We start from the raw sequence: 25,736 nt of genomic DNA, 5'->3' as shown, positions 1-25,736 counted from the left end.
TTGGCTAACTTTTAGTTTATTTATTAAGTTCTTGTTCTATATAATCCAATACTTGATGAGCTAAGCTAGTAAAAGCAATAATTGCTTCATCCCATTGAGTAGGAACTTCTGCATAAACCATAGGACTTACATAGTTATTATAACGCTCTATGAATTTTGGGGTTTCTACTAATAATTTTAGCCCATAGCGAAGTTCTGTAATAGGCGAGTCAACCAGTTGTGTATGTTGATTTCCATATCTTGTAATATCTCCATCAAGTGCTTTTTTCAGTAATTGACTTAAGAATTCAATATTAGATGGTTGGGATAGCTGTATATGAAAAGTATCATAAACATGTCGAATAAGTGTCTCATCATCTTCACGTTGGCCATTTCTTGCGACACTCGCTGTTCTTCGTAGCATCGATAGTAACTTTTCAGCTTGAGTGTCAATAATTGCCGAGCAAATCATGTTATAAATTTCGATATCAGATTCTGTAACATTTGAATAAATAGATTGAATATTCCTAGATATGGGTTCACTAAGAAGGTCTGTCTCTATAAATTCTAATTTTATAAAAGGACGTAAACATGGTGCTTGCCTGTGATCTTGAGGATAACGGATATCAAAGGAAAAATAGCGGTATTCATCTTTAACAGAAGGCGCATTATCTAAAGAAAAAATAGAATTTTGGTTAATTATTTCTTCAATAATGTTTTTTATTTCTCTTCGGGCTGTTTTTCTTGCATTTCGAGATGCTAATTCAGAATATCTTTGGTTTGGAATTAGTTTTATATCAATGTCTTCAGACATTCGATAAGTTTTGATATCCGATTTGGCGAGAGCTGTTCCTCCTGAAAAGATAGCTTGGTGATATGTAAACTGAAAGTTAGATAGGAGTTTAAGTAATTGAACAACATAATAATCTTTTTCAACTATCGCTGGGTTGCCGAGCCCTATGGCATCGGCAACATCAATAAATAAAGAGCTATCGAGTTTCATTGATACTTTGTTTCCCTACCTTAATTTTACGAGTAAATTTAGGATTTTTAGGGATGATTTTAATATTAGAAGGAATTTGTGTACTCTCACCAGACAAATTCATCAGAGATAGCTTATCAAAAGTATAATCAACATTGAGTTTTTTCATTACTTCGATAATAACGCCATCAGCACCACTTGGGTTATCTGGCATTAATTTACCAGTGATGCGATTCACTCTGGCTCTTACATAGACACCATAACCAATTCTCATTAATAAACCATTGTCTGTAAGTTTTTTGAGTATACGGCCTACTTGATCATAATCAGCTATTTTTGAAAAGTCAGAGCGTAGGAAAACAGAACGTTTAGAACGCTTTACTTTTTTTTGTATTCTGTCTTGTATTGTCATTATACCTCCTATGCGCGTTGATTATATTATAATCAAAAATACGACATTTCTCAATGGAGAAAATACGACAAAAATAATAAGTTAAAATGACAAATATTTATTATTTTTCAATTTGATATAATTTATATGATATTGCAATTATTAGATTTAATTTTTAAAAATTAGTTCCTGATACGAAAGCTATGCGTAAACACTGTCGCTTTCCCCTGACGACAGAATCCAACTAACGTCAAATTGGCTTTCTCTGCGACCTCGATAGCGAGGGCGGTAGCCGCAGAAACGGCAAATAAGATTTCAGCACCGCAACTGGCGGCTTTTTGCACCATCTCGTAACTCGCGCGGCTGGAAACTAGTACTGCGCCTTGTTGCCATTGGTTGCGATGTTTCATACCCAAAAGTTTATCAAGTGCTACATGACGGCCGACATCTTCACATCCACCGACTAATTGCCCTTCTGGAGAGATCCATGCGGCAGCGTGGGTACAACCCGTCAGTGCGCCAATTTCTTGCACTTTTTTCAATTCATGTAATGCATTATCGAGGTGCGATAAAGAAAAAGTTTGAGTAAAAGGCAGAGGGGCGATCGGTTTGAAAATTTCGTCAAGTTGCTCTGTACCACAAATGCCACAGCCCGTACGCCCTGCTAGATTACGGCGACGTTCTTTGAGTTCCATAAATCGGCGGCTAGATAATTCAACCTGTACTTCAATTCCGCGGTTGCAGCCTTCAACGATATCAATTCCACGAATTTCATCACCTGACTGTATTATTCCTTCCGAAAGGGCAAACCCGACAGCAAAATCCGCCAAATCTTTTGGCGTTGCCATCATCACCACGTGAGATATGCCATTAAAGACTAAAGCGACAGGATATTCTTCCGCAACGTAATCATTAACGGGCAAATCAAGGTTGCCTTTTTGTTGCACAGTTGTGTGGTTTAAGCCAATCATTTTGGTTAATTTGGAGTCATTTGTAGTATTTGTTTCATACATTAGATGAATTCCTAGCATTAATGATACATAATATTAATTATGGGTAAAAAGAATTTACACCATTTGCCAGGCAATGAACCTGGATACGTAAGGATAACGTTGAATAAGAAGAGTTTACCTGATTATCGCGATTGACGTTAGGTAAACATGAGCAATGTAAATGAGGAGATCCCCATGCAAGTCAGCAGAAGGCAGTTCTTTAAGATCTGCGCTGGCGGTATGGCAGGTACGACGGCAGCGGCCTTGGGTTTTGCACCCGCCACCGCGTTAGCGTCAACGCGCCAGTATAAATTACTGCGTGCGAAGGAAACCAGAAATACCTGTACCTACTGTTCTGTCGGCTGTGGGCTGTTGATGTACAGCCTCGGTGATGGCGCGAAAAATGCTAAAGAGAGCATTTTCCATATTGAAGGGGACCCGGATCATCCGGTAAACCGTGGTGCACTTTGTCCGAAAGGTGCTGGACTTATCGATTTTATCCACAGTGAAAGCCGCTTGAAATACCCTGAAGTGCGTGAGCCGGGTACGAATGAGTGGAAACGTATCACTTGGAACGACGCATTTGATCGTATCGCTAAGCTAATGAAAGAAGACCGCGATGCGAACTTTATTGAGAAAAATAAAGATGGTGTGACGGTTAACCGTTGGCTAACCACCGGTATGCTGTGCGCATCGGCTGGTAGTAACGAAAGCGGATTTGTAACGCAAAAATTCACCCGCGCTCTCGGCATGCTTGCCGTTGATAACCAAGCGCGTGTCTGACACGGACCAACGGTAGCAAGTCTTGCTCCAACATTTGGTCGCGGTGCGATGACCAACCACTGGGTTGACATTAAAAATGCAAACCTAGTTGTCGTTATGGGTGGTAATGCGGCAGAAGCGCATCCAGTCGGTTTCCGCTGGGCGATGGAAGCTAAAATCCATAATAAAGCCAAATTAATTGTTATTGACCCACGCTTTACCCGTACAGCGGCTGTGGCGGATTTTTACACGCCTATCCGTTCAGGGACTGATATCGCGTTTTTATCAGGTGTTATCAAATATTTACTGGATAATGAAAAAATTCAGCGTGAATACGTGGAAGCGTATACCAACGCCAGTTTAGTTATTCGTGAAGATTATGGGTTTGATGATGGCCTGTTTACAGGTTATGACGAAGAAAAACGTCAATACGATAAAACCACGTGGAACTATGAGATGGATGAAAACGGCCTTGCGCTGCGTGATCCAACTCTGAAACACCCTCGTTGTGTATTGAACCTATTAAAAGAGCACGTCAGCCGTTATACACCTGAAGTGGTGAATAACATCTGTGGGACGCCAATTAAAGACTTCTTACAAGTCTGTGAATACCTTGCAGAAACCAGTGCTAAAGATAAAACCGCCTCGTTCTTATACGCATTAGGTTGGACTCAACATACCGTGGGTGCGCAAAATATCCGTACCATGGCGATGATCCAATTACTGCTGGGTAATATGGGGATGTTAGGTGGTGGTGTAAATGCCCTGCGTGGACACTCCAATATCCAAGGTTTAACTGACTTAGGATTGTTATCTCAAAGCTTGCCGGGTTATTTAACCTTACCATCAGACAAACAAACGACATTAGAAAGTTACTTAGCTGCAAACACGCCAAAAGCGACGGTTGAAGGCCAGGTAAACTATTGGGGTAACTACCCGAAATTCTTTGTTAGTTTGATGAAGACGTTCTATGGCGATAAAGCGCAGAAAGAAAATAATTGGGGCTTTGATTTATTGCCGAAATGGGATCAAGGCTACGATGTGCTGCGTTATTTCGAGATGATGGATAAGGGTGAAGTGAATGGCTATATCTGCCAAGGCTTTAACCCATTAGCCTCATTCCCGAATAAAAATAAAGTTGTTAAGTCGCTGTCAAAACTGAAATTCTTGATTACCGTTGACCCATTGAATACGGAAACGTCGAATTTCTGGCAAAACCACGGTGAAATGAATGATGTGAACCCGGCAGAAATCCAAACTACTGTATTCCGTCTGCCATCTTGCTGTTTTGCTGAAGAAAATGGTTCGATTGTTAACTCAGCGCGTTGGCTACAGTGGCACTGGAAAGGCGCAGATGCCCCTGGTGAAGCGATTAGTGATGGTGAAATCCTGTCCGGTATTTTCCACCGTTTACGCCAACTGTATGCCTCTGAAGGTGGTGCGGTGCCTGAACAAGTTCTGAGTATGACTTGGAATTACTTCGACCGTGATAACCCAACGCCAGAAGAAGTTGCCCAAGAAAACAATGGCTATGCCTTAGTTGACTTGAAAGATGCTGATGGCAACGTTATTGCGAAAAAAGGCGAACTGCTGAGCTCGTTTGCTCAATTGCGTGATGATGGTACGACCGCAAGTGGTTGCTGGATTTTCGCAGGTAGCTGGACACCAAAAGGTAACCAAATGGCCAACCGTGATAACTCTGACCCAACGGGTCTGGGTAACACATTAGGTTGGGCATGGGCATGGCCTCTGAACCGTCGTGTTATTTATAACCGCGCATCGGCAGACCCAATGGGTAAACCGTGGGATCCAAAACGCCAAATCCTCGAGTGGAATGGCAGCAAATGGATAGGCATGGATATTCCTGACTATAGCAATGCTGCACCGGGTAGTGGTGTTGGTCCGTTTATCATGCAGCCAGAAGGGATGGGGCGTCTATTCGCACTGGATAAAATGGCCGAAGGCCCATTCCCAGAGCACTACGAGCCGATTGAAACGCCACTGGATACGAATCCATTGCATCCAAATGTGGTCTCAAACCCTGCTGCACGCGTGTTTAAAGACGACTGGGCGCAAATGGGTAAAGCGACAGAATTCCCTTACGTGGGAACGACTTATCGCTTAACCGAGCATTTCCACTATTGGACAAAACACGCCTTATTAAATGCCATCATTCAGCCACAGCAGTTCATTGAAATTGGTGAACGTTTAGCGAATGAGAAAGGTATCAAGCAAGGCGATACGGTGAAAGTTAGTTCCAAACGTGGTTACATCAAAGCGAAAGCGGTGGTGACCAAACGTATTCATACGCTGAAAGTGGCTGGAAAAGATATCGATACTATCGGTATTCCAATTCACTGGGGCTTTGAAGGCTTGGCTGTGAAAGGCTTTATTGCCAACACATTAACCCCGTATGTGGGTGATGCGAATACTCAGACACCGGAATTTAAATCATTCCTTGTCAATGTGGAAAAGGTGTAAGGAGATAAATTATGTCAATGCAATCTCAGGACATTATTCGTCGCTCTGCCACCAATTCCCTGACTCCCGCGCCTCAAGTGCGGGACTATAAGGAAGAAGTTGCAAAGCTTATCGATGTGACGACCTGTATCGGCTGTAAAGCTTGTCAGGTCGCGTGTTCCGAATGGAACGACATCCGTGACAAAATCGGCACTAACGTTGGGGTATATGATAACCCAACAGATTTAACCGCTAAGTCATGGACGGTAATGCGCTTCTCTGAAGTGGAAGAGAACGATAAATTTGAATGGCTGATCCGTAAAGATGGCTGTATGCACTGTGCTGACCCGGGCTGTCTGAAGGCGTGTCCTTCAGAAGGCGCAATAGTTCAGTACAAAAACGGTATCGTTGATTTCCAATCAGAGCACTGTATTGGTTGTGGTTATTGTATCGCGGGTTGCCCGTTTGATGTACCGCGTATCAACCCAGAAGATAACCGCGCATACAAATGTACGCTGTGTGTTGACCGCGTTGAAGTCGGTCAAGAACCTGCATGTGTGAAAACCTGTCCAACAGGCGCTATCCATTTTGGTAGCAAAGAGGACATGATTAACATGGCTGGCGAGCGTGTTGATGAGCTGAAAACACGTGGTTATGCAAACGCAGGTTTATATGACCCTGAAGGTGTTGGTGGTACGCACGTGATGTACGTTCTGCACCATGCAGATAAACCTCAGCTGTATCACGGATTGCCGGAGAACCCGACAATCAGCCCAACAGTGACTTTCTGGAAAGGTATCTGGAAGCCGTTAGCAGCGGTTGGTTTTGCTGCAACATTTGCGGCGGCCATCTTCCACTATGTGGGTATTGGTCCGAACCGCGTCTCCAAAAAAGATGAAGAAGAGGCTTTAGAAGATTTGCATAATGCAATGTCATCTGACACTTCGAAATCAAAAGAAGGGGAGGATCAGAAATGATGCCAGATGATAACGACAAAATTATCCGCCATAAACCGATTGAAAGGATCAATCACTGGGCGGTTGTGATTTGCTTTTTGTTCACCGCAATCAGTGGGCTAGGGTTCTTTTTCCCTTCACTAAACTGGTTTATGAACATTTTAGGCACGCCACAGCTGTCGCGAATTTTGCATCCATTCGTGGGGACGGCGATGTTCTTGCTGTTCGTATTTATGTTTTTCCGTTATTTCCACCATAACTTCATTAATAAAGAAGATATCAAGTGGGCAAAAAATATCGGTAAAGTACTGAAAAACGAAGAAGCGGGCGATGTTGGCCAATATAACCTCGGTCAAAAAGGGGTGTATTGGGTGGTGACTATCTGCTTATTGGCGCTGGTGGTCACAGGAGTGATCATGTGGCGTCCTTATTTCGCCGATTACTTCCCAATCCCTGTTTATCGTGCGGCGATCCTTATTCACTCGCTCTCTGCAATTGCGCTGATTATCATGATTGTGGTTCACGCTTATGCGGCGATCTGGGTGAAAGGCTCAGTTCGTGCGATGGTTGAAGGTTGGGTTACCCGTGGCTGGGCAAGAAAGCACCACCCGCTGTGGTACCGCCAACTTCTTGAAAAAGAAAAGCAACAAAAGCAAGAGCAAGAAAAGAATACATAAAGGTATTTAGCAAACGGTATATGTTTGTTAAAAATCTAAAACCCACAAAGTCGACTTTGTGGGTTTTTTTTTACTATAATAGTGCTTATTTTAAGCTGCTACTATTTTTATATTTAATTTCAATATAAAAAACATTTTTTAGAACTAATCGTTTTCAACATTGAACTGATTTTTGCATTTTAATTATTAGAAATAACTCAATAAAATCGCGGTTATTATTGAATTATTTCTAATAATGGTTTTTTTTACATTTTATTTTTCTATCTGTTTGTTATTTATTTGTTTTTTGTGTTTTATTGTTTGTCTTTATTCGATGGGTTAAATAAAGTCTAATTAAGAGCATCTAAATAATACATAGATTATTTGGTTTTATCATTATTCATTTATTGAACAGTAATAAAATTAATTGCTGTATTTTATTTTATTTTAGGGCTATTGAGTTAAAAGTAAATTTAATTAGTTAATTACTGGACATCGATAGTGATATTTAATACAAATAGTTGATAATTATTGAATATAATTTAATGGAGTGAATTGTTATTGTATTTAAAATAATTCAAATTTTCTATTAAATATAATTCATTCCATTCCATATACGATGGCTAAATAAAGAGGTAATACATGGATCTTCCTTTACAAGGTATAAAAGTGCTCGATTTTACTGGAGTACAATCAGGACCATCTTGTACTCAAATGTTAGCATGGTTCGGTGCGGATGTTATTAAGATTGAGCGTCCGGGAGTTGGAGATGTCACGCGTAATCAATTAAGGGATATCCCTGATGTGGATGCGCTGTATTTCACGATGCTTAATAGTAATAAGCGTTCAGTGGAATTAAATACAAAGACACCTGAAGGCAAAGAGGTTATGGAGCGGCTGATTAAGCAGGCCGACGTCCTCGTTGAGAACTTCCACCCAGGTGCGATTGACCATATGGGTTTTACTTGGGAGCACATTCAAGAACTAAACCCTCGCCTGATTTTTGGCTCTATCAAAGGCTTTGATGAAGACTCGCCTTACGCAGATGTTAAAGCTTATGAAAACGTTGCTCAGGCAGCAGGTGGCGCCGCCTCTACTACAGGTTTTTGGGATGGCCCTCCATTAGTGAGTGCCGCTGCGTTAGGTGATAGTAATACGGGTATGCATTTGTTGATTGGCTTACTTGCCGCGCTATTACATCGCGAGAAAACAGGAAAAGGCCAGCGAGTGACTATGTCGATGCAAGATGCTGTTCTTAACTTGTGCCGTGTCAAACTTCGCGACCAGCAACGTTTAGAGAAAATTGGTTACCTTGAAGAATACCCGCAATATCCAAATGGTACGTTTGGTGATGCTGTTCCTCGTGGTGGTAATGCAGGCGGTGGTGGGCAGCCAGGTTGGATCTTAAAATGTAAAGGCTGGGAAACTGACCCAAATGCTTATATTTATTTTACTATCCAAGAACAGGACTGGGAGCAAACCTGTGTCGCTATTGGTAAGCCTGAATGGGCAACTGACCCTGCTTACAATACACCAAAGGCTCGTCAGCCTCATATCTTTGATATTTTTGCTGAAATTGAAAAATTCTTAGCGGATAAAGATAAACATGAAGCGGTCGAATATTTGAGTAAATACGGTGTACCTTGCGCCCCTGTACTCAGTATGCGTGAAATTGCACGAGACCAATCTCTGCGTAAGAGTGGAAGTATTGTTGAAGTTGAGCAGCCAAAACGCGGAACTTACTTGACGGTGGGTTGCCCGATGAAATTCTCTTCCTTTACACCGGATATCAAAAGTGCGCCATTACTGGGTGAGCACACCGAGCAAGTTCTAACTGAACTAGGTTATAGCGCAGATGAAATTGCAGCTATGCGTACAAACAAAGCGATCTAACTTTAAAAATTTGGGAGTGATAAATCGCTCCCTTTAATCTTTCAATCAGTTAATTATGAGGTAGACATGTCTGCTGATCAAACCCAAAACCTGACTGATGGTATGCATATCATTGTCGATGCACTTAAAAAAAATGGCATTGATACAATCTACGGTGTTGTTGGAATTCCAGTAACGGACATGGCAAGGCATGCGCAAGCTGAAGGCATTCGCTATATTGGATTTCGCCATGAACAATCCGCGGGTAATGCTGCTGCAATTAGTGGTTTTATTACCCAGAAACCGGGTATCTGTTTAACAGTTTCAGCGCCGGGTTTTTTAAATGGCATGGTGGCACTCGCGAATGCAACCACCAACGGTTTTCCAATGATCCAAATCAGTGGTTCGAGCGATAGAGCGATAATTGATTTGCAGCAGGGTGATTACGAAGAATTAGACCAAATGAACACGGCAAAACCTTTTGTAAAAGCGTCTTATCGTGTGAATAAACCTGAAGATCTTGGTATCGCACTCGCTCGAGCTATTCGCGTTTCGGTATCAGGCCGCCCGGGTGGGGTTTATCTGGACTTAACAACGGAAGTTTTATCTGCTGTGATGGATAAAGACGCTGCGGATAAAACCATTTTTACCGTTGAAGACCCTGCACCAAGACAAATTCCATCACCTGATTCAGTAAATAAAGCCCTTAAGTTGCTGGCATCGGCTAAGCGGCCATTAATTATTTTGGGTAAAGGCGCAGCTTATGCCCAAGCGGATGACAATATTCGCCAATTTATTGAAACAACCGGTATCCCTTATTTACCGATGTCAATGGCAAAAGGGCTGTTACCAGATACACACCCACAGTCAGCGGCATCTGCTCGCTCATATGCCTTATCCAGTGCGGATGTTGTGGTGTTAATGGGCGCACGCCTTAATTGGTTGCTTGACCATGGTAAAGGTAAGCACTGGTCACCAGAAACGCAATTCATTCAGTTAGATATTGAACCTTCCGAAATTGATAGTAACCGGCCAATAACCGCCCCCGTTGTTGGTGATATTTATTCAAGTATTGAGTCTTTATTGGCAGGGCTTAAATCAACCCCTGTTAAATCCCCAACGGAATGGCTCGCTAGTATTGATGAGCACAAGAAAATTAATGTCGAGAAAATGGCAGTTAAGTTAAACACTGACACTTCTCCGATGAATTACTTCAATGCGTTACGTGCAATCCGAGATGTGCTGGTCGATCACCAAGACGTTTATGTCGTCAATGAAGGCGCTAACACGCTTGATAATGGACGAAATATTATTGATATGTACCAACCGCGCAAACGCTTAGATTGTGGAACATGGGGCGTGATGGGCGTTGGAATGGGTTATGCAGTCGGTGCCGCTGTAACCAGTGGTAAGCCGGTTGTGGCGATTGAAGGCGATAGCGCATTCGGTTTTAGTGGTATGGAAATTGAAACGATTTGTCGCTACAAATTGCCTGTCACTATTTTGATTTTCAATAATGGCGGAATTTACCGTGGTGATGGCGTAAATCTCCATGGTGACCAAGACCCTTCTCCTACCGTTTTAATGGGCGGCGCTCGTTATGACAAAATGATTGAGGCTTTTGGTGGCATTGGCTATCAAGCAACAACGCCTGCAGAAGTACAGGAGGCTTTGAAGGCCGGTTTAACATCGGGTCATCCAACCTTGATAAATGTTGTTATTGACCCTGCAGTTGGAACGGAAAGTGGCCATATTGGTAATTTAAATCCGAAGTCTGTCGTAAAAAATTAACGTAGTATAACGTTAACTAACAAAGATAACCCTACGCGGCTCATTTTTAATGAGTGGCGTACGGGGTCTTATTGCCAAAAATAGGTGGGTCTTATGGCTGATTTTATGTATAAGATTTTTATGAGCGACCTATTACCTATCATTATTATTATGGTATTAGGTTATGTGAGTGGTAAAAGAAATGTGTTTACCAGTGACCAAGCAAAAGCATTTAATAAGTTGGTATTAAATTACGCATTACCTGCTGCATTATTTGTTTCTATCGCTCGCGCAAATCGAGAAATGATATTTGCAGACGCTAAATTGACTATTATTTCATTTGTAGTCTTACTTGTTTGTTTCTTTTTCTCATTCTTTAGCTGTAAATATATTTTTAAACATAGTCGTGGCGAAGCCGCAGTATGTGCATTAATTGCAGGTTCTCCAACAATTGGTTTCTTAGGGTTCGCGGTTTTAGACCCTATTTATGGTGAAACCGTTTCAACGGGGTTAGTTGTTGCCATTATATCCATCATCGTTAATGCCATTACAATTCCGATTGGCTTATTCTTACTGAACCCGTCTGATGCGGAAGGTAAAAAGGGCGGTGGCGGTATGGATGCATTAATATCAGCCTTTAAAGAACCTGTCGTATGGGCCCCAGTACTTGCGACTGCACTGGTACTGGTTGGTGTGAAAATCCCAACGGTTTGGGACCCGACATTTGATTTAATCGCGAAAGCAAACTCAGGTGTTGCGGTATTTGCTGCCGGTCTGACATTAGCCGCGAATAAGTTCGAATTCGATGGTGAGATTGTCTATAACACGTTATTAAAGCTAGTGTTAATGCCAGGATTAATGTTGCTGGCGGGTATGATGTTTAATATGGGAACAGAGCAACTGCAAATGATGGTATTAGCCGGAGCGTTACCACCTGCTTTCTCTGGGATCATTATTGCAAGTCGCTTTAATCTGTATACCCGCACAGGAACAGCGTCGCTGGCGGTGAGTGTACTTGGTTTTATCATTGCTGCTCCAGCGTGGATCTACATCTCTCGACTCGTTTCATAGAAAGAGTCAATGGGGCAAAATGAGTTGCCATGGCGTGAGAGATTACGTCATGGCAGTTTTGTAAAAAGGTGAATTATGACTTCTTCAAAACCGCTTGATGGGATACGCGTTCTTGATTTTACAGGGGTTCAGTCAGGCCCATCTTGTACACAAATGCTTGCCTGGTTCGGTGCCGATGTGATCAAAATTGAACGGCCAGGGGTTGGGGATGTGACGCGTAATCAATTGCGAGATATCCCTGATGTGGATGCACTGTATTTTACGATGTTAAATAGTAACAAACGCTCTTTAGAGCTTAATACCAAAACGCCAGAGGGAAAAGCCGTAATGGAGAAGCTAATACGTCAATCTGATGTATTAGTTGAAAATTTTCATCCGGGGGCTATCGACCATATGGGGTTTACGTGGGAGTACATCCAAGAGCTCAACCCACGGTTAATTTTTGGTTCGATAAAAGGGTTTAATGAGAACTCGCCGTATGCGAATGTGAAAGCCTATGAAAATGTTGCTCAATCTGCTGGTGGTTCAGCATCGACAACGGGTTTTCCTGATGGCCCTCCAACGGTAAGTGCTGCAGCATTGGGCGATAGTAATACGGGCATGCATTTATTGATTGGCATACTGACGGCACTGTTGCACCGAGAAAAAACAGGTAAAGGCCAACGTGTGACGATGTCGATGCAAGATGCGGTACTTAACCTATGCCGTGTGAAACTGCGTGACCAACAACGGCTAGAAAAGCTGGGTTTTCTTGAAGAGTATCCACAGTATCCGAATGGTACATTTGGTGATGCGGTTCCCCGCGGCGGTAATGCGAGTGGGGGAGGACAACCAGGAACGATGCTTAAGTGTAAAGGCAGTGATACCGACCCAAATGCTTATATTTATTTTATTAATCAAGACCATAATTGGGAAAATACCTGTGATGCCATTGGGCGTCCCGAGTGGAAAACTGACCCTGCTTTTGCCACTACACAGGCACGCGCAAGCCATATCCAAGATGTATGGGATGCAATCGAAGAGATCGCCAAAGACAAAGATAAACATGCGCTAACCGATTATTTTGATCAGTTTGATGTGCCATGTTCTGCCGTATTAAGTATGAAAGAAATTATGGATGACCCTTCTTTGCGTCGTAGTGGCTCGATTGTTGAGGTTCAACAACCAAAACGAGGCTCATATTTAACGGTGGGTTGCCCAATGAAGTTTTCAGCCTTTATTCCTGAAATTAAAAGTGCTCCATTGCTAGGGGAACATAATAACGAAGTATTAAAAGAGCTTGGTTATAGCGATGAACAAATTATAGAAATGACAAAAAGTAATGTTATTTAATTAATAACATTAAATCCGCTCTTAATATAATTTTCTAAAAAAAGAAAATAAATATTGGCGGCTATATTTAGATGTTCGATACATTCAAATATAGCCGCTACACTCAGGCTATTATGACCTAAATGACTTGGAATTATAGATATATATTTCCTATTTAATATTTATTTTTATCAATAGCAAAAAATTATTTATTTACTAATAAATTCTTTGAATAAGGATTATTGTATGAGTATTGCTGAAATAAAAAAAAGCAGTAAAGTAGCAGCCGTTGATTTTATTCCTGCATGGGGAGATTTAAATGGAAATATTCAACGTTTAGTCGAAGCGACAGAAAAAGTGGCCGCTCAAGGGGTTAATTACGCTGTATTTCCAGAAACGGCGGTGAGTGGTTATTTATTTTCTGACTCTACGGAATTAGCGCCTTATTTAGATACCATCCCTGGCAAAACGACAGCGGCAATACTGCCTATATTGGCTCGTACAGGGATGTATATGAGTGTCGGTATCGCGGAGCGGGATAGCGAAACAGGGCTAGCCTATAATTCCGCTATTTTGATGGGGCCAGAAGGCATTATTGGTAAATATCGTAAAATAGGCCTGAATTCTCAAGATCAAAAAGTGTTTGCACCAGGTAATACCGGTGTTAAAACCTTTGAAACACCGATTGGCCGTATCGCCCTATTGATTTGTTATGATGATACTTACTGGCAATATGTTCGATTAGCTGCATTAGAAGGGGCGCAAATCATTGGTTGGCATTCCGTATCCGACCGTATGATGCCGAATGCGACTCTTGCCGAAATGCTTGGCGATCACTCAACCGTTGCACATGTGCAGCATATGAGTGCTTTTAACGGTGTCTGGGTAATTTGTGCAACACGTAGTGGAATTGAAACCAATCCAATTACTAAAGGGCAGCTTTATTATAATGGTGGTTCGAGCATATGGGCGCCATCAGGACATAAAGTGGCTCAATCTCCAGTGCTTAGCCCGCTAGAGCTAGAACCCGGGCTAAATGGTATATATAGTGCGACAATTGATTTAGATGAAGCAGATACACAACGCGATGCATTACTGGCGAAGCGTCGCCCTGAATTATATTTCCCAACACTCGCTTTTCATCGCAGCCCAACAGATATCAATGCCACGTCAACAATAACACAAACGACGCTTATTGCAGCGCAGTGGGAAAAATCGGTTTCTAAACTAGACTCAATTCAAGTGGGGGAAAACGAGCTTCTGGTGCTTCCTGAGCTTTCCGCACTACCTTATACCAACGATCCCAACATTGTTTTGTCTTATGCTGAAAAACAAGGTGGCATTTTCGAGCAAACATTGTGTAAAGCCGCTCAAAAAGGGAAAGGGTATATTGTTGGAAGCTACCCTGAAATTGAAACGGATAGATTGTTCCATACGGTAGTACTTGCAGGGCCGTTAGGAGATATATTAGCGCGCTATCGTGTGACACATCTTAATGAGCGGGATAGTGGCTGGGCAACAGCGGGTAGTTCTGTGAGTGTGACAGCAACGCCAATTGGCCGTATTGCGCTGGCAGCCGCACATGAATTAGACGTACCTGAGTTAGGGGGGTTATATAGTACGTTACGCGCCGATATTCTTGCTGCGCCAGCGGGTATGCCGAGTGATTTAAAAGTGGAGATTGATAGCCATCTTTTTTCGGTTGAAGAGCCACCGACAGGGCGTGCCGATTTTATTCCTTATGCTATCGCTACATTAAACCAGTTATGGGTGGTTTGTGGCGGGCGAAACGAACGTGATTCTACGTCAGCCGCGATTTATGGGCCAGAGCCTGTCGTGCTTACTCCAACATTGATAGCACAACGAGGGGCTGAAGATGTACGTTTGCAAGCTCAGGTACCCGCTCCTTTTACTTGGATTAACCAAGAACGGTTGGTGAGTGGTCAGCAAGCTATTTGGTTTCCCCCACTAACACAGTAATGTTTATATCATCCCGTTGTTATTAAAAAGATAGCAACGGGATCTTATCACGAATAAGAGCCCTATTAATGGCTTCAATATTTAGATTATTAATATGCTGACTTTTCGACAGTTTGGTAGTCAAGAAACATGGATTAAAACACTCCACTTTTTAGGGGTTGTTGCCTCGTTGATTTTAATTGCGAGTATTTCTATTGAAACCTTTAATCATGACCCCTTTCTCAAGCGATCAATCTATTTTGATATTCAATTTTGGATCTGCATCTATTTTACCTGTGATTTTTTTATCTTTTTATTTATTTCAAAAAATAAAAAAAAGTTTGTTAAAAAATACGCGATTATTGTTCTGTTATCTATTCCATATTTGACTATATTGGATAACACCGCGATAAAATTTACTGAGGAGCAAATTTATCTTATTCGGTTTATTCCTTTATTTCGTGGTGGTGCAGCGTTTGTCATGCTTATGATGATGGTTGTTAAGCGAAATACGACAGCACTATTTTTATCTTATATGATTTTACTCTTTTCAACGGTTTATTTTATTAGCTTAATTTTTTATATTTTCGAACGGGGTCTTAATGTTGATGTTAAGACGTATGGGGACGCCATTTGGTGGGCCGCAATGACGGTTACCACGCTGGGTTCAAATATTATTCCAGTGACGAGTGCAGGGAAAGTGATTACAACTATTTTGGCAGCCACGGGTATGACCGTTTTTCCTATTTTTACGGTATATATCACTTCGATTATTAGTCGACTAAGTCAGTCAGAAAAAGAATCATCAAGACAGGTAAGTAAACTATGATTTCCTCTCCAAAAGTTCCTTTTATGCAGTTACCTACGATCGCATTTTTATTAGCTATTGCGTCAGGAATGCTCGATGGATATGCCTTCTTTACGACTAAATCATTCGCTACTTTTCAGTCAGGCAATATTATTATGTTAGGTTATGAGTTTGCTAAGCATGGCCTAACCGCAGTGATGCCTTATATTGTTTCCATTATTTCCTTTGGTGCGGGGGCAATGCTGTTGGCATGGATCCGCTACCGCTATAATACCGATGAAAAAACATGGACATTTACATTATTATCACTGGAAATTGTCCTTTTATTATTACTCATTGTTTATATTTTTTTCTTTAATGTTCACTCTAATGGGTTTCATGCTGTTTGGGCTCTTTCTTTTATTGCCGGAATGCAAGGTAATGCGTTTCATAAGATTAATGGCATGCTATATGGCAATATTGCGGTTACTTTGAATGTACAACTAGGCTTTAGTTCATTGGCAGAGTCCATCGCATTTAAAGGCCAAGAAAGAAAAAGTGCGTTATATAAAAGTTATTGTTACTTTTTGACGCTATTGGGTTTTGCTGGCGGGGCTTTCATGATGGTGTTATTGGCTGATTATGTAAAGGAATATGCTTTATTTGCCACATTAATCCCACTATGTTTGATATTTTTCTTTGGCCACCAGTTTTCGAAAGAAAATAAAGGAATGCCAATAGATTCTAACTAGTTTGGGTGAAAGAGGCGGGGAGAGCCCCGCCTGCTAAGATGTTGTTACAAGGCGTGTTGGTGGTTGAGTGCTTCAACCGTTTTCTTGGCACCGTTATCACGTAGTGAAAGGTAGAATGCTGTCACCTTTTCAGTAAACAACGAATTATTAACCAGTTCTTCGGTGAACAAACTGTTGAGAGAAAGCAGTGCGCGAACACGGCTTTCATCATCAGTACTATTTGCAACGAGCTCAGCTAATTTTACTGCCTGTGGGTCGCTGATTTGAATTTCTGCACCATGATCATCTTTTCCGCTGACATAACGCATCCATCCTGCAACCGCTAAGGCTAAATAATCAAATGATCGGCCGTTTTTAAGATGAATTTGGATAGAGTCGAGTAAACGTTGGGATAATTTCAACGTTCCATCCATCGCGATTTGCCAAGTACGATGTTTCAACCCCGTATTTTTGAAACGCTCAATCAGGGCATTGGCATAGGCGGGTAAATCCACATTTTTGATGGATAACGTTGGTGCCTGCTCATTGACCATCAGGTGATAAGCGGCTTTTTCATACGCGCTATCCTGCATGCATTCATTTATGTATTGGTAACCAGCTAAATAACCTAAATAAGCAAGGAAAGAGTGGCTACCATTTAACATGCGTAGCTTCATTTCTTCAAATGGAATGACATCTGTAACTAACTGAGCGCCTGCTTTTTCCCACTCAGGACGACCCGCGACAAAATTATCTTCAATCACCCACTGGCGAAATGGCTCACAGGCAATGGCGACTTTATCGACGATAGGGCCCAGTTGAGATTGAATTTTCTCTGCAGTGTCTGGTGTCATGGCAGGCACAATTCTATCCACCATGGTAGAGGGAAAAGTGACATTGGTTTCAATCCAATTTGCCAGTGCGATATCCTGTTTTGCAGCCATCGCTAAAATGACATTTTTCGTGATATGGCCATTTTCAGGCATATTATCACAGGACATGACTGTAAATGGTGCAATACCCAGTGCTTTACGGCGTTTTAAGGCTTCAACAATCAGGCCCGGTAATGATTTCGGGGCATTTGGTGAGGCTAAATCATGTGCGATTGCGGGGTTAGCAAAATCAATCGAGCCTGTCGCAGGTACATAGCAATAGCCTTTTTCAGTAACCGTCATGGAAACGATGGCAATGTTAGGGTCTAACATACGATTGATAACGGCATCAATTCCATGAATAGTCGGGTGTAATGCTTCTTTTACCACCCCCACCGTACAGGTTTGCCAGTTATCACCTTGCATTTCAACTACGTTATAAAGGCAATCTTGAGCGAGTAAATCCTCAATTTGTTGCTCACCACCGACTAAATTGACCTCACAAAAACCCCAGTCACTCTGCTGTTCTGTGGCTAAGATATCTGCAAAGATGGCTTGGTGGGCGCGATGGAACGCGCCGAAACCTAAGTGAAGCATTTTTACCTTTACCTGTTCCCTATCATAGCTTGGTACTTTGATAGTGGCGGGTAATTGGTTTAGGTTATTGGTTGACAGTTGCATATTTCACTTTACCTTTTTGTTGTTCAGCCTCTTCAACTGCATCCAACGTGCTGGTTAAATCACGATCTTTCACTTCAGGCATGATGATGGCACTGATTAATGAAATGGCGGAGTAAATGATGATCATGATAGCAATCGGCCACCAGCTTCCGGTGATGCTACAGAAAATACCTGCGAGAACTGGGCCTAAACCAGAGGCAATTAAGCCGCCAATTTCTTTGGCCACAGCCATACCGGTGAAGCGGTTACGTGAGTTGAACATTTCAGCCATCGTAATATTTTCTAAGGCAAATAATCCGAGTACTGAACAGTTATGAACGATAATAATACAGATGGTAATCAAGCTAACGCTGTTTGCGCCGTCCACAATGACAGATAACATCGGATAGGCGAGCAACATGGCAGATAAGCTAAGAATAATATAAGGAATACGACGACCAAATTTATCGGATATCAGACCAATAACAGGAATAGTCAGGAAACCGACAACCGAGCTGATCATGATTGCATCAGTTGGAATGCTTTTATCAAACAATAGGCTTTGAACTAAATACCCCGCTAAGAAAGTTTGAATTAACCCAGAGTTACCTGCTTGACCGAAACGAATACCAGTCGCTAACCAAAATGCTTTAGACTTGAACATGGCAAAGAAACTTTCTTTCGGTGGTGCTTGTACTGCAGTTTTGGCTTCTTGTTCTTCCGTATTTTGCACTTTCTCAAATACAGGGCTTTCTTTCAGGTTCAGTCGTAACCATACTGCAAACAGCATTACCACGAAGCTTGCCAAGAATGGTACACGCCAGCCCCACGCCAGTAAGTCTGATTTGTCTAACCAGAAGAACATAACCGCCCAAATCGCAGTGGCGCTTAATGTGCCGCAGTTTGTTCCCAGACCTACTAATGAAGCCACAATACCACGACGGCCTTTTGGCGCATATTCTGCCAGCATGGTTCCTGCACCTGAAATTTCAGCGCCTGCTCCTAAGCCTTGAATTATTCGCAAAAGAACTAATAATAGCGGGGCGAGGATACCTACCTGTGCGTAGGTCGGTAATACCCCGATTAGTGTAGTACACACCCCCATCATGGTGATGGTGATAAAGAGTACTTTTTTACGACCAATCCGGTCGCCCATTTGACCAAAGAAAACCGCACCAACAATACGTGCGACATATCCGGCACCGTAAGTTCCCATCGCAAGAATTAATGCCATTGAAGCGGATTGTTCAGGGAAAAATATTTCATGGAAAACAAGTGCTGCGCCTAACGAGTAAAGCTGGAAATCCATAAACTCTAGAGCGGTTCCTAGCCAGCCTGAAACGGCAGCTTTGGTCAGATCGCCAGAGTTGCGTTCCACTTTCCCTGATGGGTCAATTGACTGAGTATTCATATTATTATCCTATTAATCACGTAGGGTAGTATCCAAAATCGGATTTAGTTTTTTTAATTAAATTAAAAGGTTAAAAGAATTTTACAGCAGGTCTTCTGGTCTTTTTCAAAGGTTAAGATTGCCTCTTGCGCTTCAGTGAATGGGAACTGATGTGTCAAGATTTTCGTTGGGTCAATTTTTTTAGATTCTATCCAGCTAATCACCTCTGGGAATTTTTTGGCATTCAAGCGTGAAGAAAACAATGAAATCTCTTTGCTGGTGATACTTTGCTGTGTAACGGCACTTGCTTCACTTGAAAAGCCCATAATCGAAACTCTTGCTGCGGGGGACGCAATCAAGATGGCTTCTTGTAAGATAGCGGGGTGGCAAGCTGCATCAAGTACTAACGTTGGGCGAAGCCCCAGTGCTTTGAGTTGCTCTGGTAATGGGGTTTGTGAGTTATCAATGACAATATCAGCACCACAATCTTTTGCTCTTGCTAATCGCTCAGCCACGCGGTCAACCATAATTAAGGTTTTGACTTGGTAAACCCCTTTGAGAACCTGCGCACAGGTTAAGCCAATTGTACCTGCACCATAGACTAATGCGACATCATCTTGAGTTGGATGAACATGGGAAGTCACGTTGGCGGCAATAGAGTATGGCTCAACGGTAACAGCACATTCATCGCTGATTGAATCAGGAATGGTATAAGCATTGGCTGCAGGGACATTGACATATTCAGTGAACCCACCATCAGTATGAACACCTAATACTTCTAGTGTTTCACACACATTTGGTTTACCAATTGAGCATGGGTAACAATGACCACAGCTAAGGACCGGGTCGATAGAGACACGTTCACCAACGCGTTTGCTATCTACGTCTGAACCCACTTTTTCAATGACACCAAAAAATTCATGGCCAATCACACGTGGATACTTTGCAAATGGGTTATGGCCACGGTAGATATGGCTGTCAGAACCACAAATACCGGCTAAGCGAACTTTTACTCGTACTTGGTTTTCAGCCGGTTCAGGAACTGAACGTTCTTCAATCAATAACGTATTGGGTTCTTTAATTACTACCGATTTTACAGCTTTCATATTTGACTCCGAATAAAATAAAAATTACCAGTTCCACAACGTGCCGTCTTCGAGACGAGCGACTGGAAGATAAGCTGGGTTGTATGGGTATTTCGCTGCCAGTTTTTCATCAAAATCGATACCTAAACCGGGCTTATCACTTGGGTGCATATAACCATCGTTGAACGTCCAGTTAGTCGTAAATACGGACAACATTTCTTCGGAGTAGCCCATAAACTCTTGAACACCGAAATTGGGTACCCATAGATCAAAGTGTAAGGCGGCAGCATGGCAAATTGGGGATAGGTCAGATGGACCATGAGAACCGGTTCTGACTTGGTAAAGTGAAGCGAAATCAGCAATCCGGCGCATACCTGTGATCCCGCCAGCATGCGTGATTGTGGTGCGGATATAATCGATGAGTTGCTCTTCAATCAATTGTTTACAATCCCAAATGCTATTAAAAACTTCACCTACAGCGATTGGGGTGACGGTATGTTGACGAATTAATCTAAAACAAGCTTGGTTTTCCGCTGGTGTTGGGTCTTCCATCCAAAATAATCGATAATCTTCAATACTTTTACCGAAGCGAGCCGCTTCAATAGGGGTCAAGCGATGGTGCATATCATGTAAAAGGTGCTCATTGAAGCCATATTTGTCCCGTACGGCTTCAAACAGTTTTGGCATAAAGTCGAGATATTTTTCGGTTGACCAAAATTGCTCTTCAGGGTGATGGCCTTTTGTCGCTGGTTCGTAAGCAAGATTTTTCCCTTTGCTTTGCCCATATGTGGTTGCCATTCCTGGGATGCCGCACTGCACACGGATCGCTTTAAAACCTTTTTCTTTATATTTTGCGTAGTTATCTAGTGTTTCGGCAATATCGGTACCCGTGGTGTGGCAATAAACCATCACGCCTTCACGAGAAGCGCCACCGAGTAATTGATAAACCGGAAGGTTGGCAACTTTGCCTTTAATATCCCAAAGTGCCATATCAATCGCAGAAATAGCGGACATCGTAACTGGGCCTCTGCGCCAATAGGCTCCCTTATAGAAAAACTGATAAATATCTTCGATTTTATGTGGATCACGGCCTATCAACTGAGGACAGAGGTGATCTTGAAGATAGGATGCCACTGAGAGTTCTCTCCCGTTAAGGGTGGCATCACCTAGCCCATATACGCCTTCATCGGTGGTAATTTTTAATGTGACAAAATTACGACCGGGGCTACATACAAAGACTTCTGCTTTTATGATTTTCATTTTGGCCTAAATCCCTATTACTTGTTAACCAACTGATCAACCAAATTACCCATAATTACGCAAGCTGGTTTATCCATTGGTTAACCAAATTTTCTTTTTTTCACTCTATCAATCGATAAATTAAAAAACAATGGCTAAAAAGACGACAATAAGTGAATCTGATCACAAATTGGTTAACTAATTTTGCGGAAATAGTGGATAAATTGGTTGACCATTGAGGTGAGGGACGATAATCTACAATGGAAGAACTAAATTTAATTCGACAACGCGTTGTACATATATATGAAAACTCAATACCGCTCGTACCAATACCTAGGTCAGCAGTTAAAAGAGCTCATTGCATCTGGTGAATATCCGATAGGAAGTCGTTTAATGCCGGAGCGTGAGATCGCTAAAAAATATGATGTTAGTCGCTCATTGGTACGTGAAGCACTCATCATGTTGGAAATTGAAAAATTGGTTTCTATCAAGAAAGGTTCTGGTGTTTATGTCATCAACCACCCAGATCTGTTAATTGATGAAGTTAAAAGTTTAGACCATGGCCCTTTTGAAATACTGCAAGCTCGCCAAGTGATTGAAAGTGCGATAGCTGCATGTGCTGCTTTGTCAGCAACAAAAGCCGATATCCAAGAGATCCGCGCATTATTAGAAGATGAGCGAATCAAAGTCGCGAATAATGAAAGTGACGATGCTAATGATCATAAGTTTCATGTGTTGATTGCTCGCGCAAGCAAGAACGACATGATGGCGAAGATTATTGATGATATCTGGGCTGTGCGGTTACAAAGCCCTATGTGGGATAAACTACATGAGCATATCGACAATACGACTTACCGGAAGAAGTGGTTGATTGATCATGAAAATATTTTAAATGCACTACAAAAACGTGATCCTGAATTGGCTAAAAAAGAGATGTGGCAGCATTTAGAGAATGTCAAAAATACGCTAATGCAGCTTTCTGATTTTGATGACCCCAATTTTGATGGTTACCTATTTGAAACAATTCCTTATCAGACTATTTTTGAATAATCGAAGGAGAAGTACTCATGGAGCATACGTGGCGTTGGTACGGCCCTAATGACCCTGTTTCTTTAAGTGATGCTAGGCAAGCAGAGGCGACGGGGATCGTCTCTGCGCTCCACCATATTCCTAATGGTGAAGTTTGGAGTGTCGAGGAGATTTTAAAGCGTAAGGCTATCATTGAAGATGCTGGGTTAGTTTGGTCTGTCGTGGAAAGTATTCCTGTTCATGAAGATATTAAAACTCAACAAGGTAATTTTGATCTCTATATTCAAAATTACCAACAAAGTATTCGTAATTTAGCATCCTGTGGTATTAAAACTATTTGCTATAATTTTATGCCAATTCTAGATTGGACGCGTACTGACCTTGCTTATACCCTACCGGATGGCTCCAAAGCGTTACGGTTTGATAATATTGCTTTTGCTGCGTTTGAAATTCATATTTTAAAACGTGAAAATGCGACGGCGAGTTATTCAGAACAAGAAGTTAAAGAAGCGGCAGAGTATTATGCCAATATGTCATCTGATGATATCGAAAACCTGATTAAAACCATCATTGCAGGGTTACCAGGTGCGGAAGAAGGTTATACATTAGACCAATTCCGTGAGCGCTTGGCGCTGTATAATGATATTGATGAAAATCAGTTACGTGAGAACTTAGGTTATTTCTTGCAGAAAATCGTCCCTGTCTGTGAAGAAGAAAATGTGGTTTTAGCTATTCACCCTGATGACCCTCCACGACCAATTTTAGGTTTGCCTCGTATTGTTTCTACCATTGAAGATATGCGGTTTATTAAGCAAAGCTGCGATAGTATTCATAATGGGTTTACTATGTGCACAGGTTCTTATGGCGTAAGAGCCGATAACGACCTAGTAAAAATGATTAATGAATTTGGTGATCGTATTCATTTCACACACTTACGTTCAACGGTGAGAGAAAACAACCCAAATACCTTCCATGAAGGCAATCATATTGCAGGTGATGTCGATATGTTTGAAGTGGTTAAAGCCATTTTAGCGGTTGAACAAAAACGCCATGCTGCGGGGCTTGCACCGATTCCAATGAGACCAGACCATGGTCACCAAATTTTAGATGATTTGAAAAAAGTGACCAATCCAGGCTATTCCGCCATAGGTCGCTTGAAAGGTTTAGCGGAAGTTAGAGGTTTAGAGCTCGCAATTAAACGTATGTATTACCCTGAATTACTGAAAGTCTAAAGACTATCTCGTTATTAACGATATCTGCTTTTCATTTGGTATTTTGATTGTACCAAAGGGACTGTTATACCCCTAAAGAAGCAAAACTGTTATTTCATTATTACGCGACTAAATAGTATTTGGTCGCGTATTTTATTGACTATAAATGCTTTTTATATTTATCTTTATCTAAAAGACACAGTAGATATGGCATTAAATATATTTATGTTTTTATTTCTTTCTTATTGAACAATGACAATAAAAAACACCTTGAGATAAGGGGGCAATACCCATTCCTGTTGTAAATAAAAGGCTGTTTGCATCATAAGCTTGCAGTCATAATCACTTCAAACGTCAACTTCACTATTTTTATCCTAGTGATAACAATTTATTTATATCAAATAAAACAATCATCATCCTGATTTACATTTACCTTGATCTACTACGGGTTAATGGAATGGATAATTCAGGGGCTAGAGTAGCCTCAAGGTGACTTTTGTTTTATCCTGAACGTTAGAGAACCGCTTTCGCGGATATAAATATGATGAGCAAAAACGCTTTCGAGAAAATAAATAGCCTTTTCTCGGGAATTGTCGTTATAAAAAAATAGAAAAGAGAGAACGCAATGGGTATTCGTATCGTTCCTAAAGAAGAGTTAGGACAAGAAAGATTGAAAGAAAAGGGAATTGGTTTTATTCCACCAGTTCTGTTTCCTAACTTAAAAAGCTTATATCAGCGCCGTGCTGAGCGGCTCAAAGAACTTGGTGCGGGAGAACATCCTTTTGCAGATTATCTGAATTTTGCTGCTGAAGTGGCAACTGCCCAAAATAATGCGCAGCATGATAATCCATTAGAAATGGATATGGCATCTATCCTTGAGCGCTCAACAAATACCAATAATTCGCCATTAGATGCAAAAACATTTCCGCGTACAACACATTGGCACAAACTATTGACGGCAATTATTGCCGAATTAATGCCAGTTGTGCCTGAGTCTGTACGTCCTGCATTAGAAAACCTGAATAAAGCCTCTGAAACCGAACTTGAAGCCATGGCAACTGCGTTGCTAAATGAAGAGTTTGAAAAAGTGCCTGCGGATAAATCGATGTTTATTTGGGCTGCATTATCGGTGTATTGGGCGCAAATGGCTGCAAATATCCCTGGTAAGGCACGTGCGGAACATGGCGATCATCGTCATTTCTGCCCTGTATGTAATAGCATGCCAGTGTCGAGTATTGTGCAAATTGGCACCTCACAAGGTTTACGTTATTTACACTGTAATTTATGTGAAACCGAATGGCATATGGTGCGCGTAAAATGCAGTAACTGTGAGCAAACAGGTAAATTAAATTATTGGTCATTAGATGATGAAAATGCAGCAGTTAAAGCTGAAAGCTGTGGTGATTGTGGTAGCTATCTGAAAATTCTTTATCAAGAAAAAGAAGCCAAAGTTGAAGCTGTTGCTGATGATTTAGCATCAATTATTTTAGATGCTCGCATGGAAGAAGAAGGCTTTGCGCGTAGTAGTATTAATCCGTTCTTGTTCCCTGGTGAAAAATAAGCGGTAAAAG

General features: G+C 41.6%; 20 protein-coding genes. 13 read left to right on the top strand and 7 right to left on the bottom strand.

Annotated features, from left to right (window positions below; genetic code table 11):
* Positions 1 to 16: 16 nt before the first annotated feature.
* The 3 genes from G6Q48_RS14390 to fdhD form a co-directional block, all read right to left on the bottom strand.
* Positions 17 to 982, bottom strand: coding sequence for a nucleotidyl transferase AbiEii/AbiGii toxin family protein (locus tag G6Q48_RS14390; protein WP_102140047.1), 966 nt, complete (start codon positions 980 to 982; stop codon positions 17 to 19).
* Positions 969 to 1,373 (bottom strand): DUF6088 family protein, encoded by a 405-nt coding sequence (locus G6Q48_RS14385; RefSeq protein ID WP_102140046.1) that lies wholly within the window; start codon positions 1,371 to 1,373, stop codon positions 969 to 971. The genes G6Q48_RS14390 and G6Q48_RS14385 overlap by 14 nt, the downstream gene beginning before the upstream one ends.
* A 161-nt stretch (positions 1,374 to 1,534) precedes the next feature.
* Positions 1,535 to 2,365 carry a formate dehydrogenase accessory sulfurtransferase FdhD gene (gene fdhD, locus G6Q48_RS14380; RefSeq protein WP_102140045.1) on the bottom strand — a complete coding sequence of 277 codons (831 nt, stop codon included), beginning with the start codon at positions 2,363 to 2,365 and terminating at the stop codon, positions 1,535 to 1,537.
* Positions 2,366 to 2,539: 174 nt separating this feature from the next.
* Here fdhD and fdnG point away from each other — a divergent pair, with 174 nt between their 5' ends.
* The 10 genes from fdnG to G6Q48_RS14330 all read left to right on the top strand — a co-directional run bounded on the left by fdnG (position 2,540) and on the right by G6Q48_RS14330 (position 16,700).
* Complete coding sequence (fdnG, locus tag G6Q48_RS14375) at positions 2,540 to 5,587, top strand: formate dehydrogenase-N subunit alpha (protein WP_102140044.1); 3,048 nt, start codon at positions 2,540 to 2,542, stop codon at positions 5,585 to 5,587.
* Positions 5,588 to 5,598: 11 nt separating this feature from the next.
* Positions 5,599 to 6,543 (top strand): formate dehydrogenase subunit beta, encoded by a 945-nt coding sequence (gene fdxH, locus G6Q48_RS14370; RefSeq protein ID WP_102140043.1) that lies wholly within the window; start codon positions 5,599 to 5,601, stop codon positions 6,541 to 6,543.
* Complete coding sequence (gene fdoI, locus G6Q48_RS14365; RefSeq protein WP_102140042.1) at positions 6,540 to 7,199, top strand: formate dehydrogenase cytochrome b556 subunit; 660 nt, start codon at positions 6,540 to 6,542, stop codon at positions 7,197 to 7,199. The genes fdxH and fdoI overlap by 4 nt, the downstream gene beginning before the upstream one ends.
* A gap of 621 nt (positions 7,200 to 7,820) precedes the next feature.
* The gene (gene frc, locus G6Q48_RS14360; protein WP_102140041.1) at positions 7,821 to 9,071 is read left to right on the top strand and encodes a formyl-CoA transferase; all 1,251 of its coding nucleotides are present in this window, start codon (positions 7,821 to 7,823) and stop codon (positions 9,069 to 9,071) included.
* 66 nt (positions 9,072 to 9,137) lie between these two features.
* On the top strand, positions 9,138 to 10,841 hold the full coding sequence (gene oxc / locus G6Q48_RS14355) for an oxalyl-CoA decarboxylase (RefSeq protein ID WP_166267176.1): 1,704 nt from the start codon (positions 9,138 to 9,140) through the stop codon (positions 10,839 to 10,841).
* Between the two features lie 105 nt (positions 10,842 to 10,946).
* Complete coding sequence (yfdV, locus tag G6Q48_RS14350) at positions 10,947 to 11,891, top strand: transporter YfdV (protein WP_004906833.1); 945 nt, start codon at positions 10,947 to 10,949, stop codon at positions 11,889 to 11,891.
* Between the two features lie 75 nt (positions 11,892 to 11,966).
* Positions 11,967 to 13,223, top strand: a complete 1,257-nt coding sequence (frc, locus tag G6Q48_RS14345) for a formyl-CoA transferase (protein ID WP_166267174.1) — start codon at positions 11,967 to 11,969, stop codon at positions 13,221 to 13,223.
* A 225-nt stretch (positions 13,224 to 13,448) separates the two neighbouring features.
* Positions 13,449 to 15,182, top strand: a complete 1,734-nt coding sequence (locus tag G6Q48_RS14340) for a nitrilase-related carbon-nitrogen hydrolase (protein WP_166267172.1) — start codon at positions 13,449 to 13,451, stop codon at positions 15,180 to 15,182.
* Between the two features lie 94 nt (positions 15,183 to 15,276).
* Positions 15,277 to 15,990 (top strand): potassium channel family protein, encoded by a 714-nt coding sequence (locus tag G6Q48_RS14335; RefSeq protein WP_102140037.1) that lies wholly within the window; start codon positions 15,277 to 15,279, stop codon positions 15,988 to 15,990.
* Positions 15,987 to 16,700 carry a YoaK family protein gene (locus G6Q48_RS14330; protein WP_166267170.1) on the top strand — a complete coding sequence of 238 codons (714 nt, stop codon included), beginning with the start codon at positions 15,987 to 15,989 and terminating at the stop codon, positions 16,698 to 16,700. Before G6Q48_RS14335 ends, G6Q48_RS14330 begins: the two co-directional genes overlap by 4 nt.
* Before the next feature lie 44 nt (positions 16,701 to 16,744).
* Here the strand turns inward: G6Q48_RS14330 and G6Q48_RS14325 are convergent, their stop codons facing one another.
* The 4 genes from G6Q48_RS14325 to manD form a co-directional block, all read right to left on the bottom strand.
* The gene (locus G6Q48_RS14325) at positions 16,745 to 18,232 is read right to left on the bottom strand and encodes a mannitol dehydrogenase family protein (RefSeq protein ID WP_166267168.1); all 1,488 of its coding nucleotides are present in this window, start codon (positions 18,230 to 18,232) and stop codon (positions 16,745 to 16,747) included.
* Positions 18,213 to 19,622: an MFS transporter gene (locus G6Q48_RS14320; protein ID WP_102140034.1), complete on the bottom strand. Its 1,410-nt coding sequence runs from the start codon at positions 19,620 to 19,622 to the stop codon at positions 18,213 to 18,215. Before G6Q48_RS14320 ends, G6Q48_RS14325 begins: the two co-directional genes overlap by 20 nt.
* Positions 19,623 to 19,684: 62 nt before the next feature.
* Entirely contained in the window at positions 19,685 to 20,707 is a 1,023-nt protein-coding gene (locus G6Q48_RS14315; RefSeq protein WP_102140033.1) for a Zn-dependent oxidoreductase, read from the bottom strand.
* Positions 20,708 to 20,731: 24 nt separating this feature from the next.
* Positions 20,732 to 21,946, bottom strand: coding sequence for a D-mannonate dehydratase ManD (manD, locus tag G6Q48_RS14310; protein ID WP_102140032.1), 1,215 nt, complete (start codon positions 21,944 to 21,946; stop codon positions 20,732 to 20,734).
* 282 nt (positions 21,947 to 22,228) lie between these two features.
* On the opposite strand from manD, the gene G6Q48_RS14305 reads away from it, so the two are divergent.
* The 3 genes from G6Q48_RS14305 (at position 22,229) to fdhE (ending at position 25,726) form a co-directional block, all read left to right on the top strand.
* The gene (locus G6Q48_RS14305; protein ID WP_004906196.1) at positions 22,229 to 22,975 is read left to right on the top strand and encodes an FCD domain-containing protein; all 747 of its coding nucleotides are present in this window, start codon (positions 22,229 to 22,231) and stop codon (positions 22,973 to 22,975) included.
* Positions 22,976 to 22,992: 17 nt separating this feature from the next.
* Positions 22,993 to 24,186 carry a mannonate dehydratase gene (uxuA, locus tag G6Q48_RS14300; RefSeq protein WP_102140031.1) on the top strand — a complete coding sequence of 398 codons (1,194 nt, stop codon included), beginning with the start codon at positions 22,993 to 22,995 and terminating at the stop codon, positions 24,184 to 24,186.
* A gap of 604 nt (positions 24,187 to 24,790) precedes the next feature.
* Positions 24,791 to 25,726 carry a formate dehydrogenase accessory protein FdhE gene (gene fdhE, locus G6Q48_RS14295; protein ID WP_166267166.1) on the top strand — a complete coding sequence of 312 codons (936 nt, stop codon included), beginning with the start codon at positions 24,791 to 24,793 and terminating at the stop codon, positions 25,724 to 25,726.
* The last annotated feature ends 10 nt before the right edge of the window (positions 25,727 to 25,736 follow it).

It is taken from the genome of Providencia sp. M-27, assembly GCF_011077905.1.
Classification (GTDB): domain Bacteria; phylum Pseudomonadota; class Gammaproteobacteria; order Enterobacterales; family Enterobacteriaceae; genus Providencia; species Providencia huaxiensis.
Note: the sequence above shows the minus strand (reverse complement) of the source record. Positions and strands in the feature narration are given on the sequence as shown.